Source organism: Streptomyces albus subsp. chlorinus (assembly GCF_013302895.1).
In the GTDB taxonomy this organism is placed as follows: Bacteria; Actinomycetota; Actinomycetes; order Streptomycetales; family Streptomycetaceae; genus Streptomyces; species Streptomyces chlorinus.
In genome coordinates, this window is the sequence record NZ_VJOK01000001.1 from 844,002 (window position 1) to 859,551 (window position 15,550).

Genomic DNA, 15,550 nt, shown 5'->3' on the forward strand with positions numbered 1-15,550 from the left:
GATCAGGATAGTTCCCTACCGTGACCACGTCACCTTTTCCCACTTCGCATCACCACGCACTCACTACGCATCGCCACGCATCACCCGCACTCACCGCACACTCACCGCACACCTGGAGTCGCTCCATGCCGGAGTTGAGAAGCGTCGCCGTCAACGGCGTCGAGCTGAACGTCGCCCTCGCCGGATCGGGACCGGCCGTCCTGCTGCTGCACGGCTTCCCGCACACCTGGGAGCTGTGGACGGACGTCATGGCCGAGCTGTCCGGCCGCCACCGCGTCATCGCCCCGGACCTGCGCGGGTTCGGCGCGAGCAGCCGGGCCGCCTCCGGGTACGACGCGGGCACCCTGGCCGAGGACGCCGAGGCGCTCCTGACCGCGCTCGGTGAGTCCTCGGCCGCGGTGGTGGGCATCGACGCGGGCGCCGCCCCGGCGTTCCTCCTCGCCATGCGCCGCCCCCGGCTCGTCCGGCGCCTGGTCGTCATGGAGTCCCTGCTGGGCAGGCTGCCCGGCGCCGAGGACTTCCTCGCCGACGGGCCGCCGTGGTGGTTCGGCTTCCATTCCGCCGCACCCGGGCTCGCCGAGACCGTGCTGGAGGGGCACGAGGCCGAGTACGTCGACTGGTTCCTGACCACGGGCACGCTCGGCGACGGGGTGCGCCCCGCCGTCCGGGACGCCTTCGTCCGCGCGTACACCGGGCGGCAGGCGCTGCGTTGCGCGTTCTCCTCCTACCGGGCGCTGCCCGAGAGCGCGGCACAGATCGCGCAGGCGGCCGCCACCGCCCGGCTGACGGTGCCGACCATGGCGGTCGGCGCCCGGCCCGTCGGTGCGGCACTGGAGCGCCAGCTCCGCCCGGTCACCGACACTCTCACCGGGCATGTCCTCGAGGACTGCGGCCACATCATCCCGCTGCACCGGCCACGCGCCCTGCTCACGCTGCTGCGCCCGTTCCTGGCCGGGGACGAGGCGCGAGCGGCGTGACCTCAGCGGCCCGTGGAGGTCCCGGCCCACACCCCGGGGGTCCGGCCCGCCCACGGGTCCGCCTGTTCGAGCTGGCCGGCGAGGCGGAAGAGGAGGTCCTCGCGCCCGTAGCCGGCGGCGAACTGCATACCGAGGGGCAGCCCCGTGGCGGCGTCGGCCGCCAGGGGTACGGACATGGCGGGCGTGCCCGTCACGTTGAACGCCACGGTGAACGGCGAGTGGTCGAAGACACGGCGTATCCAGCCGTGGCCGTCCAGTGCCTCCACGCCCTCGGCGAGGGTGCCCAGGGGCATGGGAAGCTCCGGCAGGGTCGGGGTCAGCAGCAGGTCGTAGGTGCCGAAGTACCGTGCCAGACTCCGGGCGACCCGGTTGCGCAGCGCCAGGGCGGTGACGAACTCGGCGCCGCTGACCCGCTGCCCGTAGTGGTAGCCGGCGAGGGTGGACGGTTCGAGGGTGGAGGAGTCGACGGGCCGGCCCGAGGCGGCAGCGATCTCGTCCACCTGCGCGGTGAGGTTCGCCGACCACTGACGGGCGTTCGCCAGGACGAACTCGTCCCAGTCGGCGCCGAGTTCGACGTCGGCCTCCTCCACCTGGTGGCCCAGGGACGTGAGCAAGGCGGCGGTGCGGGACAGCGCGTCGGCCACCGGCGCGGCGGTGCGGCGTCCGCCCCACGCCTGGCCGAGGACACCGATCCTGAGGGAGCCCGGAGAGCGGGTGACCTCCTCCGCGTACGGCCGGGACGGCTCCTGCGCGACGTAGGGGTCGCCCGGCTCCGGGCCGCGCATCAGGTCCAGCAGGACCGCGCTGTCGCGTACCGTGCGGCTGACGCTGCCGTGGACGGCCAGGCCGTTGAAGACCTCGTCGAAACCGGGCCCCATGGAGACCCTGCCCCGCGTGGGCTTCAGCCCGAAGAGCCCGGTGCAGGCGGCGGGGATCCTCAGTGAGCCCGCAGCGTCGGTGGCGTGAGCGAGCGGCACCACCCCGGCGGCGACGGCGGCCGCCGCTCCCCCGCTGGATCCGCCCGCACTCCGCTCCAGGTCCCAGGGGTTGCGGGTGGGGCCGTACAGCGCCGGTTCCGTTGTGATGCTGTAGGCCATCTCCGGTGTCGCGGTACGGCCGAACGTCACGAGCCCGGCCCGGCGGAAGCGCCGCATCAGGAAGGAGTCGGCACCGGCGACGTGGCCGGCCGCGAGGCGGCTGCCCAGCTCCGTGCGCCGCCCGGCCATGGAGACGCCCATGTCCTTGATCAGGAAAGGGACCCCGGCCAACGGCGCGCCGCCGGGGACGGGCTCGTCGTCGGCCGGCCAGGTCTCCACGACGGCGTTGAGGTGCGGATCGACCAGCCGTACGGCCTCGCGGGCGGCCGCCTCCAGTTCGGCGGGGGACACCTCGCCCTTGGCCACCAGCTCCGCGAGCCCGACCGCGTCGAAGTCCACGTACTCGGAAACTCTCACTGTCACTCCCAGGGGAAACGGTACCGGTTGGTACCAGACGATACCGAGCAGTATCACACAGGACGGACTGGTACCGTGGCGGAGCACGTGGAGAACGAGCAGGGCCCCGCAACCGACCGGACGTCACGGAGCAGCCATGACAGCGACCGCCAGAAGGCCGAGCAGGGTGGCGAAACTGCCGCCTCGTGAGCGCATCCTCGACGCGGCCGAGGAACTCTTCCAGAGCGAGGGCATCCGGCGGGTGAGCGTCCAGGCGATCGCCGAGAAGGCCGAGACCACCAAGATGGCGGTCTACCGGCACTTCGAGACCAAGGACGCGCTGGTCGTGGAGTGGCTGCGGATCGTCGCGGCCGACTACCAGGCGGCGTTCGACCGGGCCGAGGCCGCGCACCCCGACCGGCCGGACGAGCAGATCCTGGCCCTGGCCCGTTTCATCGCCGAGGGATTGCCGGGGCTCTCGTACCGGGGCTGCCCCTTCGTCAACTCCCTCGCCGAGCTGCCCGACCGCTCCCACCCCGCGCGGCGGCTGATCGAGCAGCACAAGGCCGACCAGACCCGCAGGCTGGTCGGCATGTGCAGCAGGGCCGGGCTGCCCGATCCCGAGCAGGCCGCGGCCGAGATCACCTTCCTCCTCGAAGGCGCCCAGGTCAGCACGCAGAACGGCAGCATCGACCAGGCGGGGGACCGGCTGCTGAGCATCATCGGGAAGATCGTCGGCCGGCGTCCCGGTCCCCTCGCCCCTCCCCGGACGGCCACCGGCTGACGGCCCCGGCGGACCACCGGGGCCGGGTCACCGGGGCCGGCCGGGCCTCCCCTCCCTCAGAACGCGTCCACGTACACGTACACCCGGTCGAAGCGGAGGGCCGCCAGGTCGGAACGGCGGATCACCCAGTGGAAGAGCCCCGACTCCAGTTCCTCGCAGTCCTCGTCGCCCCGCCAGGTGGCCAGCAGCGTCCACGCGTCACCGTCCGCGGCGGACAGCGGTACGTCGTCCCCGGCCGCTTCGACCGGGTCCCAGTTGAAGAGGACGGGGTGGCCGCCGAGCTGGAAGCGCCAGCGCGGGCGCCAGCCGACCACGTGCGACCAGGCCGACTCCAGTTCGGCGGCCCGCTGCGACTCCTCGTCGTCGTCCTCCTCGGGGAACGGCCACGACCACTGGTGGAAGCAGAAGTCCAGCCGGGCCCGGCGGTAGGGGGCCGGGCCGTCGTCCGGGCCGGCCGGCCGCTCGGCCACCGGCGCCCCGGCCGGCAGGTACCGCACCGCGTCGGCGGCCACGCACCCGCTGCCCGGGTCGGCGTCGGCGAAGAACAGCAGTTGGCCCTCGGCGGGCAGCGGCAGGTCCGTCGCCCCCGGCGGCAGGGCCGCGCAGTCGACGGCCGCCACGAACGCCTCCGGCGGCGCGGGGACGCCCTCGGGCAGCGGCGGGTTCCCGCCGGTCAGCGCCACCACCGGGCCGGGGCCGTCCTCGGCGAGGTAGATCGCCGGGCGGGCGTCGCGTATGTGCGCCTCCACCTCGGCCGCCGGAATCCCCCGCGCGGCGGCCTCCGCGCGGAAGCGGGCGGCCCTGGCGGCCGGTGTCTCGTCAGCGGTTTCCGTATGAGTCATGGAAGGACCCTACGACCCGCCGTCCGGACCATCCCGACCGCCACCTACGGGAGTTCGGAACCGCCGGACCACGACTCCGGCCCCGCCCCCGGCCACGGCTGAGGACACCGGGGCGAGCCGCATGGTTCCGGTCAGCCGCCGGGACGAGTGGCCGTCCAGCCGTGTTCCAGCAGATCGAAGGCGCGCTCGACCGCGGCCCGGGGATCCGGGGCCGTCCGGGCCAGCGCGGAGGTCTCCAGGGCGAAGTGGGCCAGCGCCGCGCAGGTCGCGTCGCCCTCCGGGGCGCCCACCGCCTCGGCGACGGCCCTGGCGAGCGCGTCCTCGTGCCGCAGCCACATGCGGTGGGCGTACTCGCTGAGCGCGGGCGTGGTCCGCACGAGGTGCAGGAACGGGGCCATCCGCGGGTCCCGCATGTGAGCGATCCGGGCCAGCACGTACTCACGCAGCGCGGTCAGTACCGAACGGCCCTCCGGGCGGTCGGTGACGGCCGCGACCAGGTCCTCCTCGCGGTCGGTGTCCATGTCGAAGACGAGCGCCTCTTTGCTGGGGAAGTGCTTGAAGAGGGTCGCTGTGGAGACATCGGCGGCCTCCGCGATCTCGCGGATCCCCACCTCGTCGAAGCCGCGTTCCAGGAACAGGCGCAGCGCCGCGTCCGCCAGGGCCTGGCGCGTCGCGGCCTTCTTGCGCTCACGGCGCCCCATGGGCGGGCCCGACGGGCTGGAGGTGCCGGACGTGCCGGCCTTGTGCTGCGTCTGGCTCTCGCTCATGCCCGCATGGTACCCGTCCGGTGAGGCGCGTCGAAAAGTGGAGCGGTTGCGCTTTTTTGGGTCACCGCTTCCGAGGGTCGCTGCGGCTTCACCCGCAGCCCTCCGGCAGACCGCGCGGGGCGCCCCGACCGGCACCCCGGGCCGCTCCCGCCCGCCGCCGGAAAGATCCCGGCCAAGCGGGAAGGACCCCGGTCAAGGGCGCCCGGCCGCGCTCCCGACCCGGCCGGGGTCCCGCTCCGCGGAAGCCCGCCGGGACCCGGGGCCGGCCGGCTCGGGGACGGCCGGCGCGGGACCGGCCGCCGCCGCGTCGCACAGGTCGGCGACGAGCGCCCGGGCGTAGTCCTCGTCCGTTTCCGGGATCGAGAAGACCACGCGGAAGTAGATCGGCGCGACGACACGGTCCAGCACCTGTTCCAGCGAGGGGGCCTTCTCGCCCCGCCGGCCCGCGGCCTCCAGGGGCGCTCGGAACCGGGCGCTGACCCGTCGCAGGCACTCACGCAGCCCGGCCCGGCGGTCGTCCACGTCCGGCGCCACCTCGGCCCGGAAGAACGCCACTCCTCCGGGCCGGGACAGATCGGTGAGGGTCCACACGGCGGCCTGTTCCAGGTCCCCGCGCAGATCGCCGGACAGCTCGGGCGCCTCGTCGTCCTGGCGCTGGGTGGCGACGTCCGCCAGGAGTGCGGATGTCGTACCCCAGCGCCGGTAGACGGTGCTGGGGTTGACACCGGCGCGACGTGCGACGGCCGGGAGGGTCACCCTGTCGGCGCCGAGGTCACGCACCAGGTCGACCGTCGCCTGGTGGACGGCGACACGGACACGGGCGCTGCGGCCCCCGGGGCGGCTGGTTTTGCTTTTGGCGGGCATGCCTCCATCTTAAAGCAATGATTTGCGCTTTAGCCACAGACCGTCTTAGGCTTCCAAAAGCAAAGATCACCGCTTTAGCGGTTGTCGGTCAGCTATCCCTGGAGGAACCATGTCCCACTACGAGACCGCCCACCAGCTCGGCAAGCAGTTCCACGCCTACCTCGCCACGGCCGACTGGGACGGCATCCGGTCGCTGCTCACGGACGACGCCACCTGGACGCTGCCCGGTGACAACACCATCTCCGGCACGGCCGAGGGCGCCGACGCGGTCGTGGAGCGGGCGAAGAAGATCGCCTCCTACGGCCTCAACTTCGAGCTGCTGCACATCCTGGTCAGCCGCGAGAACATGGCGCTGTCCCTGCACAACACCGCCCGCCGGGGCGACCTCAAGCTGGACGAGTACCTGTCCACCGTCTGCCGGCTGCGCGACGGCAAGATCGCGAGCATCGAGACGTACCTGTCGGACGTCGCCGGCATGAACGCGTTCTTCGTCTGAGCCCGTCAGGGCGCTCGCCCAAGGTGCCCGCGGCGGTCCCGGTCACTTGGACCGGAGCCCGCCCAGCGGGTGCGCACCCTCGGAGAGAACCCGCCGCACCGCCGTCCAACTGGCGCTCTCGACACCGAGCGCGTGGCGCAGATAGGCCCAGGTGGTCTGCTGCACGAGGGCGACGTGTGCGGGGTTCTCATCCGTCGTCTCCGCGACCTCGTAGCCGGAGACGCCGCCGAGGAAGTGCTCCGCTCCGAAGAGCGTGAGCAGACTCTTCTCGCCGGGGCTCAATGTGTACGGGTCGATCGTCCAGTCCGCTCCCCGGACGGTCAGCGGAAGGTCGTCCCGGTCCCCGGCGACCACCAGGGCCGGGGCGGTCATGTGCGAGAAGTCCGGTTCCCTGAGCCACGGGAGGTGCTCGGCGGCGTAAGGAGTCAGGGCGTCTCCGCCCGCGCCGGCGGTGGCGAGCAGCACCCCCGCCCCGACCCGCGGATCGGAGAGGTCCTCCGCCTCCCCGGTCACCGGGTCGAGGACGCGCAGGCCCAGGAGCACGCCCGCGGTCTGGCCGCCGAAGGAGTGCCCGGCCGCGGCGATACGGCTCCGGTCCGTACGCCCGGCGAGGCCGGGGACGGCGGCTTCGAGGACGTCGAGGTGGTCCAGGACGCGCTTCATGTCCTCGACGCGGTGCCGCCAGACGCGCGGTCCGCGCGGGTCGTCCGCGGGCAGGCCCACCGTCCTGGAGTCGAGGTGGGTGGGCTGGACCACCACGAAGCCGTGGGCCGCCCAGTGGTCGGCCAGCGGGCCGTAGCCGTCCAGCGACGAGCCGAAGCCGTGGGAGAGGAGGACGAGCGGCAGGTCGTCGCCGGTCACGGGTGCCGATACGCGTACCCGCAGATCCTCGCCACGGCCCGGCGCACGCAGGACGACCGGCTTCACCGAGACGACGGGGGCGGGGGCCGGGGCGGCGAGGGGTATACCGGTCGCCGTCGCTTCCGCTGTGCTTCTGCTTCCAGGTGTGTTCACGTCGTTCACGTCTCCTGTGTGGTCATGAAAGGCGCCGCTCTCCGCAACTGCCGCTCATCGAACGAGGGTTGCGGGCGCGAGGTGCGAGTGGCGGGCAGGCGTGGGCGCGCCGCGTCGCTGACGCCTGCGGCCGGGCCGAGGCCCTGGTGCGGGCCTCGGCGCGTTACGCTAAAACCTGACACCGGCGTCAGAGGCAAGCGTCAGGGGCACGACGCCTGAAGTGTCCGCAAGGAGGCGCTCGATGCGTATCGGTGAGCTGGCCGGCAGGACGGGAGTCAGCGTCCGTGCGCTGCGCTACTACGAGCAGCAGGGCCTGCTCGCCGCGGACCGCAGTCCCAGTGGCCAGCGGCACTATCCGCACAGCGCGGTCGACCGCGTCCGGTTGATCCAGCAGCTGTACGCGGCCGGTCTGTCCAGCAAGGCGATCGTCCAGCTCCTGCCGTGCGTCGTGGACGGACGGGCCACGCCCGAACTCATCGGCCGGCTGGCGGCGGAACGTGACCGCATCGACAGGCGGATCACCGAACTCGCCGGCACCCGCGACCGGCTCGACTCCGTCCTCACCGCCGCCGCCGAGAACCTGCGCACGGGCCGGCCCTGCCCCGCCAGGGCCCGGCGGGAGGCCGCTTGATCCCCTCGGTGCGCGGCGGGGCGGGCTCCAGGTGGCGTGTGCGGACGCCACGGGGCGAGGGGAGCCCGGCGGCGTGACGGAATCCGCGCGGGACCACGGCGGAACCTCGCGGCCGGCCTGCCCCGTCCAACTGGTGCGCGACGGCCCGGCCGGACACCCGAGCTGCCTCGTCACCGGGTATGCCGAGGCCCGGCAGGCGCTGAGCGATCCGCGCTTGTCCAAGGACACCACCGCCTTCTTCGCGGACAAGGAATCCACCCGGCGGCTGCACCCCGCCGTGTCCGCGACCATGCTCGCCAGCGACCCTCCCCGCCACACGCGGCTCCGCCGCCTGGTCACCAAGGCGTTCACCCCGGGCTCCGTGGCACGGCTGCGCCCCTTCGTCGCGCGGGTGACCGGGGAGCTGCTGGACCAGTGGCCCTCCCCGGGTGAGGCCGACGCCGTGGCCGGGCTGGCGATGCCCCTGCCGGTCACCGTGATCTGCGAACTCCTCGGCGTACCGCCCGCCGACCGGCGGGATGTGCGGCGCTGGTCCGGCGAGCTGTTCACGGCGGGCCGTCCGGAGAGGACCGACGCGGCCTCGCACGCGATGGCCGGGTACGTGACGCGCCTCGTCGCCGCCAAGCGGGCCCGCCCGGACGACGCGCTCCTGAGCCGTCTCATCGCGGTCCGCGACGGCGGGGACGGGCTGAGCGAGGAGGAGTTGGTCTCCCTGGCCGTGCTCCTGCTCGTCGCCGGGCACGAGACGACCACCCACTTCCTCGGCAACGCCCTCCTCGCCCTGCTGGGGCGGCCGGCTCTCGCGGAACGGCTCCGCCGCGAGCCGGACCTGCTTCCGGGCGTGCTGGACGAACTGCTGCGCCACGGCTCGCCGGTGAGCACCGCCACGTTCCGGTACACCACGCAGCCGGTCACGCTGGGCGGCACCCGCATCCCGGCCGGCGTACCGGTGCGGGTGGCCATCGGAGCCGCCAACCGCGACCCGGGCCGGTTCCCCGACCCGGACCGGCTGGACCTCGGCCGCGACGCCACCGGCCACCTCGCCTTCGGCCACGGGATCCACCGGTGCCTCGGGGCGCCGCTGGCCCGGGTGGAGGCGGAGGTGGCCCTCCGCATGGTCCTGGCCCGCTTCCCGGCCCTGCGGCTCGCCGTGCCCCCGGAGCGACTCGTGCGGCTTCCCACCCGCCTGGTGCACGGACTGGCGGCCCTGCCCGTCCTCACCTGAGTGTCACCACGTGCCCGCCACATGTGCGGCCGGGTAACCGCGGCACCTCCTGCCGACCGGGGGGCACCTCCTGCCGACCGGCGGCGCGTGGCCCGGTACCGGGGTCTCACCGGAGTCAGGTGGGCTGTTCCGGTGCGGTCGCGGTGGCCTGCTCCCAGCAGGCGCTCACCTCCGCCGCGGTGGTGACCGTCGCCACCAGCGCCAGGGTGTGCCGGACCATCGCCGCGGTGTACTCGGCGGGCACGCCCGCGATGGCGTCGGCCGGGACGACGGCGGTGTAGCCGAGGTTGACGGCGTCGAAGACCGCGTTCGGCACGGCTACGTTGGCCGAGACGCCGGTGATGACGAGGGTGCGTACGCCGAGGTTCCGCAGCAGCGCGTCCACGTCCGTGCCCGCGAGCGGTGAGAGGCCGTGCAGCCGCCGGACGACCAGGTCCTCCTCCGCCACCGGCACGGGTTCGGCCACCCGCACGGCGGGAGTGCCGCTCAACTGCTGGACGGGCAGCCGCTCGGCGGCGCGGAAGAGGCGTGCGTTGCGCCCGGAGCCCCGCCCGTCGGGACGGCGTTCGGCGACGGCGTGCAGCACCTGGACGCCCGCGCGGTGCGCCGCCCCGGTCAGCCGGGCGATGCGCTCCAGCGCACCGGATTCCCGCACCTGCCGGGCCAGTTCGGGCAGCGCGCTCTCCTCCCCCACCACACCGCGCTGGCACTCGACCGTCAGCAGGGCGGTGCCGGCGGGGTCGAGCCGGTCGCACAAGGACCGGTCGGGCAAGGACCGGTCACGTAAGGGCGGGTCGTGCGAGGGCCGGTCGTTCGGTGGCATGGGCGGCGCTCCCTTCTCGTCGGGGCGCCCGCAGGATAGGGAGCATTGCGTGGGACAGGAAGAGCCCGCATGCTTTCTGACAGCCAGTCAGCTACGGGCAGAGGCTTCCGGAAGGCGGAACACGCATGACCGTCACAGGCCAGCGGCGGGGACGCCGGATCATGATGACCCCTCAGGAGCGCGACGCGTTCCTGCACGCCCAGCGCACCTGCCGCGTCGCGACGGTGGGCCGCGACGGAGCGCCGCACGCGGGCGCCCTGTGGTTCTGCTGGGACGGCACCTCGCTGTGGCTGTACTCGCTCGTCCGCAGCCGCCGCTGGAACCAGCTGCGCCACGACCCCCGGCTGGCGGTCGTGGTGGACGACGGGGAGGAGTACGGGGAACTGCGCGGCGTCGAGCTGACGGGCCGCGCGGAGTCCGTCGGCGAGGCCCCGCGCACCGGTGAGCCCTGCCCCGAACTGGACGAGGCGGAACGGCGCTTCCCCGTCAAGTACTTCGGCCTGGAGCGGATGCCGCACGATGGCCGGCACGCCTGGCTGAGGCTGACGCCCGAGTCGGTCGTCTCCTGGGACTTCCGCAAGCTGTGACCCGTCGGCCCGGCCCGCACGCCCGGCCCCCGCCGTACGGCCCCGCGCGGATCAGGAGCTGAGCGGTTCCAGCACCGTCCGCACGTGAGCGGCCAGGCGGGAGCGGATCTCCTCCTCCGGCAACTCCTCCACCGTCCGCAGGTGGGTGACGAGGTCGGCACGGACGGCGGCCAGCAGGGTGTGGGCGAGGAATCCGGCGTCCTGGCCGCCGGTGAGCCGCGCCAGGCTGTCGCGCAGTGTCGTGTGCCACCAGGCGTACGACGCGCTCTGGTACGGACTCGCCGCGCCGGCCTCCTCCAGGGCGCGGTAGAGGCTCAGGTTCTCCAGCTTGGCCGCCGCCAGGGCGTCGAGCAGCGCGGGGATCCGCTCGCGCGGCGGGCTGCCGGGACCCAGTGGCGCGGGTCCGCCGGTGACGGCGGCGCGCAGGGGCGCGGTGCGCCGCTCGGCGAGCGCCTGGAGCAGTCCGGTGCGGTCGGTGAAGGCGCGGAAGACGGTGCCCTTGCCGACCCCGGCCGCCGCCGCCACGGAGTTCATGCTGACCTCTGCGGGGCCGCTGCGGGAGAAGAGCGTCTCGGCAGCGTCGAGCACGGCTTCACGGTTGCGGACAGCGTCGGCACGCCGCCTGGGTTCCGGCATCGGTCACCTCTCCTCGCTCCTCACGGCCAGGGCCGCTCCTCGCCGCACGGCCCGCCCCGGCGTCTCCGGCGCACGGGCCGCCGCCGCATCGCGGCCTCGCCGCACCGGCCGCCCCCGTGCTCCCCGTACGGCCGTGAGTGGCGCTGCGGCGGGCCCCGCCCGGGTGATGGCGGGCCCCGTCCGGGGTGATACGGACCAAAGGTCCGCATCGTAGCCTCCGGCCCGCCGCGCCCGCACCCCCGCCGGACCGCACCCTCACCGCGAGGGCTCCGCACCGCGACGCCCCCTCACCGCGACGGCTCCGCACCGACGTTCCGGGCGCGCCGCCCTCGCGCACGGCCGGGCGCTCAGGCGTAGCGGCCCGCGTCGGCGGGGCGCAGGGCCTCCGCGACGTCGTCGGCGAGGCGCTCGATGTCCCGCGGGGCGAGCGGTGAGACGGTCAGCCGCAGGCCGGGCGGGGAGGCGAGCCGGAACCGGGCGCCGGGCGCGACGGCCCATCCGGCCTGGAGCAGCCGCGCGACCGGGCCGGTCTCGTCCCGTACCGGCACCCAGACGTTCATACCGCTGCGGCCCCGGGCCGGCACCCCCCGGGCGGTGAGCGCGTCGAGGAGCGCGGTGCGGCGCGCGTCATAGGCGCCGGCGACCCGCACGGGATCGATCGCGCCGGTCTCCCACAGGTGCGTCACGGCGTGCTGGAGCAGGTGGCTGACCCAGCCGGGCCCCAGCCGCTGCCGGCCGCGCACCCGGTCGACGGTGAGGGGGTCGCCGGTGAGGACGGCCAGCCGCAGGTCGGGGCCGTACGCCTTGGCGGTGGAGCGCACCAGGGCCCAGTGCCGGGTGGCCCCGGCCAGGGGGTGGAGGGGGAGGTCGACGATGCCGTGGCCGTGGTCGTCCTCGATGAGGAGCACCTCGGGGCGCCGTGCCAGTACGGCGCGCAGGGCACGGGCGCGTCCGGCGGTCACGGCGGCGCCCGTGGGGTTCTGCGCGCGGTCGGTGACCAGCACCGCGCGCGCCCCCTGGCCGAGCGCGCGCTCCAGCGCGTCCGGGAGCGGCCCGTCGTCGTCGAGGGCGACCGGCAGCGGACGCAGCCCGAGCGCGGGGACGAGGTCGAGCAGGCTGCCCCAGCCGGGGTCCTCGACGGCGACGGGGTCGCCGGGGCGCAGATGGGCGCCCAGGACGCGCTCGATCGCGTCCAGCGACCCGGAGGTGACGGCGAGCGGGCCCCCGGGGACCCCGTCCTCGTCGAGCGCGGCGCGGGCCAGGGCGGCGAAGCGTGGGTCGGCGTCGGGGGCGCCGTAGAGCAGGGGGGTGCGTGCGGCGCGGTCGGCCGAGGCGGCCAGCGCGCCGGCGAGCGGGGGGAGCAGGGCGGGGTCGGGGTTGCCGGTGGAGACGTCGACACCGCCGGGGGGCGGTTCGACCCGGACGGATTCGCGGGGGGCGGTGGCCGGCCGTTCCCGTACGCGGCTGCCGCGCCGGCCCGCCGTCTCGATGACGCCCCGGTCCCGCAGGGTGCGGTAGGCGGCGGCGACCGTGTTCGGGTTGACGCCGAGGCGGGCGGCCAGTTCCCGCATCGGCGGGAGGACAGCACCGGGCGCGAGGGCGCCGCTGCCGACGCCGCGCTCGACGCTGGCCGCGATCTCCGCTGCGCCGCTTCCTTCGATCCTGTAGTCTCCTAGCACAAAATCTATTATGCACTAGTGCAATAGGAGTGCGCCGTGACCAGCTCATCGTCCACCGGAACGACCTACTCCCCCACCCCGCGCACCACCGGCACCCGGGCGCGCGACCGCTTCTCCTACGACCGCGAGCTGGTGCACGCCATCCTCGACGAGGGCTACCTGTGCCACCTCGCCTTTGTCCGCGACGGGGCGCCCGTCGTCCTGCCGACGCTGTACGCGCGGGTGGGCGAGCGCCTCTACGTGCACGGCTCCACCGGCTCCCGGCCGCTGCGCGACGCGGGCCGGGCCGAACCGGGGATGCCGGTGTGCGTGACGGTCACGCACGTGGACGGGCTGGTGCTGGCGAAGGCGGCCTTCCACCACTCGATCAACTACCGCTCCGTGGTGGCGCACGGCCTCGCCCACCAGGTCACCGACCACGAGGAGCGGCTGGCCGCGCTCGACGCGATCGTGGAGGGTGTGGTGCCCGGCCGCGCGGACGACTCCCGCCGGGCGAACCCGAAGGAGCTGGCCGCGACCGCCGTGGTCCGGCTCGACCTGGACGAGGTGTCGGCGAAGGTGCGCACCGGCGGCCCCAACGACGAGCCGGAGGACCTGGAGCTGCCGTACTGGAGCGGTGTGCTGCCGGTCTCCCTCGTCTACGGCACCCCGATACCGGCCGAGGAGCCGGCAGCGGACACCCCCGTCCCCGGCTACCTCACCGCGCGCTGATGTCCGCCTCCGCGCTCGGAGCGCCGGCCGCTCCGGAGGACCGGGCGACCGGCGCGGACGGCTCGGCGCGCGCCGCCGGGGCGGAGCGCTGCGCGGTGAACGCGCCGACGAGGACGACGGCGCCGCCCAGCAACTGGACGGCGCTCAGGTGCTCACCGAGCAGCACCCAGGCCAGCACGGTGGCGACGACGGCCTCCAGGCAGGCGACCACGCCCGCCACCGGTGGCGAGAGCAGCCGGACGGCGAGCACCCCGGTCACATATGCGGTCGCGGTGGCCACCAGCACGATCCACACCAGCAGCACCGTCCCGTTCACCGTCGTCCCGGCGATCTCCGCGCTGCCGCCGAGCACCGCCCAGTCGGTGTGCCAGGGACGGGCCACGACGGTCAGCGCGAGGGCACCGATCAGCAGGCCGTAGGCGATGACGCCCATCGGGTCGGCCGGCCGCCTCGCCGCCTCGCCCTCCTCGGGGCCGCTGCCGTGGTCGGAGAGCACGAAGTACCCCACCTGGCAGCACGCGGCGCCGAGCGCGAGCAGCAGCCCGAGCCCGTTGAGCCGCAGCCCCGCCCACACCTCGACGACACAGCTGAGGCCCCCGACAGCCAGCACCATGCCCACGGCGGCGGCCCGCGTCACCGGGCGACGCTGGACGAAGCGCACCCACAGCAGCACCAGTGCGGGCGCCAGGTACTCGATCAGGAGGGCGACTCCCACCGGGATGCGGGAGAGTGCCGTGAAGTAGAACGCCTGCACCCCCGCGACCGCCAGCAGCCCGAAGCCGATCAGCAGCCACGGCCGCTCGCGCACCAGCGAGCGGTGCCGCCAGGCGAGCGGCAGCAGGACGAGGGCGCCGCCGGCCGCCCGCAGCCAGGTGACGTGCAGCGGCTCCAGTCCCGCCTCGATCAGCGGTTTGGCGGCGACCCCCGAACTGCCGAACGCGCAGGCGGAGACGAGGGCGAGGACCAGTCCCGGGGTGCGGGCCCGGGAGACGTCAACGGCGGACGAGTCGGCGTGCATGCGCGCATCATGACAGGGCCGTACAGGAGTGTCACCCCCGTCACTCCTGACAAGGGTGCCTCGGACGATCGCGACGGGCCCCCGGGCGCGGAGGCGTCCCGCTCACCCCCGGGGTCCGGCCCCGGCCTCGGTCCCGTCACCGTGGCCGTGGCCGCCCCGGCCCTCGTCGCCGACCTCCAGCCGGCCGGCCAGCCGCTCCACCTCGACCCCGGCCCGGCGCAGCACCTCCACGGCCCGGCACTCCGGGTCGGCCACCAGCGCGGCGAACAGGTCGACACCCTCCGCCTCGCTCCTCCCACGGCGGCGGGCCCGCTCGGCGGCCAGTTCCAGGGCGGCCCGGGCGCTGGGGGACCAGCCGGGTACGCCACCGGGCTGCTCGGACACGGCGGGTACGGCACCGGAGTCCTCCACGGTGCTCTGCCAGCGCAGCCCGTAGCCGATGCTGCGCTGGACGAGATAGCCGAGGAGCTTGCCCACCTGGGGGCTGCCGCCGTCCAGCAGTTCCCAGGTGGTGCTGTCCGACTCCAGCAGGCTGTGCAGCAGGTGCGCCGTGTCGATCTGCCGGTCGCCGTCCCGCGCCGCCCGGCGGCGTGCGGTGGCGATCATGGCTGCCAGCGCATCACTGACCCGCGGGTCGACGGCGTCGGGTCCCGTGTCGGCTGCTTGGCTGGACGGTGGAGGGCTGTGCACAGCACCACCACATCACATGCGCCGGGCCCTGTTCATCGGCGTTCCGTGGCATATGCCTGTCCCCCAGTGGGTGGGTCCCGACGTCGGACCTCTCCTCCTTGGGGAGGAGGGACGGCGTGGCGGCGGGCCCTGCGCCCGCACCGCACCGCAGCGGGGCGGGGCCGGGAGCCGCACGCCGACGGTGGCCGGTCCTCGTCAGGGCGCGCTCAGTCCTCGTCAGCGAGGATCAGGTAGAGGCTCTTGCGGGCGTCGTTGACCACCCGCAGCGCCTTCTCCCGCTGCTCGGCCGTGCCGGTCGCCCACACCTGCTGGAAGGCGGCGGCCAGGCCGCCGGCCGCGGTGCGCACCTCCTGCATGGCCTCCCAGTCGACAC

Annotated in this window: 17 protein-coding genes and 1 pseudogene; 7 read left to right on the forward strand and 11 right to left on the reverse strand. The window is 74.5% G+C overall.

The genetic code is table 11. The features are described from left to right. The first annotated feature begins 125 nt into the window (after window positions 1-125). Entirely contained in the window at window positions 126-977 is an 852-nt protein-coding gene (locus FM076_RS03970; protein ID WP_173868552.1) for an alpha/beta fold hydrolase, read from the forward strand. A 2-nt stretch (window positions 978-979) separates the two neighbouring features. Here FM076_RS03970 and FM076_RS03975 read toward each other — a convergent pair whose 3' ends face one another. Next, window positions 980-2,431 (reverse strand): amidase family protein, encoded by a 1,452-nt coding sequence (locus FM076_RS03975; RefSeq protein WP_173868553.1) that lies wholly within the window; start codon window positions 2,429-2,431, stop codon window positions 980-982. Window positions 2,432-2,567: 136 nt separating this feature from the next. Between FM076_RS03975 and FM076_RS03980 the strand changes: the two genes are divergently transcribed. Continuing rightward, entirely contained in the window at window positions 2,568-3,194 is a 627-nt protein-coding gene (locus tag FM076_RS03980; RefSeq protein WP_173868554.1) for a TetR/AcrR family transcriptional regulator, read from the forward strand. Between the two features lie 56 nt (window positions 3,195-3,250). Here FM076_RS03980 and FM076_RS03985 read toward each other — a convergent pair whose 3' ends face one another. The 3 genes from FM076_RS03985 to FM076_RS03995 form a co-directional block, all read right to left on the reverse strand. Then, window positions 3,251-4,036 carry a DUF1963 domain-containing protein gene (locus FM076_RS03985; RefSeq protein WP_173868555.1) on the reverse strand — a complete coding sequence of 262 codons (786 nt, stop codon included), beginning with the start codon at window positions 4,034-4,036 and terminating at the stop codon, window positions 3,251-3,253. A gap of 131 nt (window positions 4,037-4,167) precedes the next feature. Further along, window positions 4,168-4,737, reverse strand: coding sequence for a TetR/AcrR family transcriptional regulator (locus tag FM076_RS03990; protein WP_173874493.1), 570 nt, complete (start codon window positions 4,735-4,737; stop codon window positions 4,168-4,170). A 258-nt stretch (window positions 4,738-4,995) separates the two neighbouring features. Next, window positions 4,996-5,667, reverse strand: a complete 672-nt coding sequence (locus FM076_RS03995) for a TetR/AcrR family transcriptional regulator (protein WP_173868556.1) — start codon at window positions 5,665-5,667, stop codon at window positions 4,996-4,998. Window positions 5,668-5,776: 109 nt separating this feature from the next. Here FM076_RS03995 and FM076_RS04000 point away from each other — a divergent pair, with 109 nt between their 5' ends. After that, on the forward strand, window positions 5,777-6,163 hold the full coding sequence (locus tag FM076_RS04000; protein WP_173868557.1) for a nuclear transport factor 2 family protein: 387 nt from the start codon (window positions 5,777-5,779) through the stop codon (window positions 6,161-6,163). Between the two features lie 42 nt (window positions 6,164-6,205). Here the strand turns inward: FM076_RS04000 and FM076_RS04005 are convergent, their stop codons facing one another. Continuing rightward, window positions 6,206-7,129, reverse strand: a complete 924-nt coding sequence (locus FM076_RS04005) for a chlorophyllase/cutinase-like alpha/beta fold protein (protein ID WP_173874494.1) — start codon at window positions 7,127-7,129, stop codon at window positions 6,206-6,208. A 289-nt stretch (window positions 7,130-7,418) separates the two neighbouring features. On the opposite strand from FM076_RS04005, the gene FM076_RS04010 reads away from it, so the two are divergent. Both FM076_RS04010 and FM076_RS04015 read left to right on the forward strand, forming a co-directional pair. Further along, entirely contained in the window at window positions 7,419-7,808 is a 390-nt protein-coding gene (locus FM076_RS04010; protein ID WP_173868558.1) for a MerR family transcriptional regulator, read from the forward strand. A gap of 73 nt (window positions 7,809-7,881) precedes the next feature. After that, complete coding sequence (locus FM076_RS04015; RefSeq protein ID WP_173868559.1) at window positions 7,882-9,033, forward strand: cytochrome P450; 1,152 nt, start codon at window positions 7,882-7,884, stop codon at window positions 9,031-9,033. A gap of 115 nt (window positions 9,034-9,148) precedes the next feature. Here the strand turns inward: FM076_RS04015 and FM076_RS04020 are convergent, their stop codons facing one another. Beyond that, window positions 9,149-9,856, reverse strand: coding sequence for a cysteine hydrolase (locus FM076_RS04020; RefSeq protein WP_173868560.1), 708 nt, complete (start codon window positions 9,854-9,856; stop codon window positions 9,149-9,151). 125 nt (window positions 9,857-9,981) lie between these two features. Between FM076_RS04020 and FM076_RS04025 the strand changes: the two genes are divergently transcribed. After that, window positions 9,982-10,443 carry a pyridoxamine 5'-phosphate oxidase family protein gene (locus FM076_RS04025; RefSeq protein ID WP_173868561.1) on the forward strand — a complete coding sequence of 154 codons (462 nt, stop codon included), beginning with the start codon at window positions 9,982-9,984 and terminating at the stop codon, window positions 10,441-10,443. Between the two features lie 51 nt (window positions 10,444-10,494). Here FM076_RS04025 and FM076_RS04030 read toward each other — a convergent pair whose 3' ends face one another. Continuing rightward, on the reverse strand, window positions 10,495-11,079 hold the full coding sequence (locus FM076_RS04030) for a TetR/AcrR family transcriptional regulator (RefSeq protein ID WP_173868562.1): 585 nt from the start codon (window positions 11,077-11,079) through the stop codon (window positions 10,495-10,497). A gap of 347 nt (window positions 11,080-11,426) precedes the next feature. Further along, on the reverse strand, window positions 11,427-12,758 hold the full coding sequence (locus FM076_RS04035; protein ID WP_173868563.1) for an aminotransferase class I/II-fold pyridoxal phosphate-dependent enzyme: 1,332 nt from the start codon (window positions 12,756-12,758) through the stop codon (window positions 11,427-11,429). Window positions 12,759-12,794: 36 nt separating this feature from the next. On the opposite strand from FM076_RS04035, the gene FM076_RS04040 reads away from it, so the two are divergent. Beyond that, window positions 12,795-13,469, forward strand: a complete 675-nt coding sequence (locus FM076_RS04040) for a pyridoxamine 5'-phosphate oxidase family protein (RefSeq protein ID WP_173868564.1) — start codon at window positions 12,795-12,797, stop codon at window positions 13,467-13,469. Here FM076_RS04040 and FM076_RS04045 read toward each other — a convergent pair. From FM076_RS04045 to FM076_RS33355, 3 genes and pseudogenes are all read right to left on the reverse strand, one after another. Further along, window positions 13,456-14,487 carry an EamA family transporter gene (locus tag FM076_RS04045; RefSeq protein WP_173868565.1) on the reverse strand — a complete coding sequence of 344 codons (1,032 nt, stop codon included), beginning with the start codon at window positions 14,485-14,487 and terminating at the stop codon, window positions 13,456-13,458. The two genes, FM076_RS04040 and FM076_RS04045, sit on opposite strands and share 14 nt — an antisense overlap. A 102-nt stretch (window positions 14,488-14,589) precedes the next feature. Then, complete coding sequence (locus FM076_RS04050) at window positions 14,590-15,093, reverse strand: Clp protease N-terminal domain-containing protein (protein ID WP_243274289.1); 504 nt, start codon at window positions 15,091-15,093, stop codon at window positions 14,590-14,592. Window positions 15,094-15,383: 290 nt separating this feature from the next. Next, window positions 15,384-15,550 (reverse strand): annotated as a pseudogene (locus FM076_RS33355) (PadR family transcriptional regulator); the annotation flags it as partial.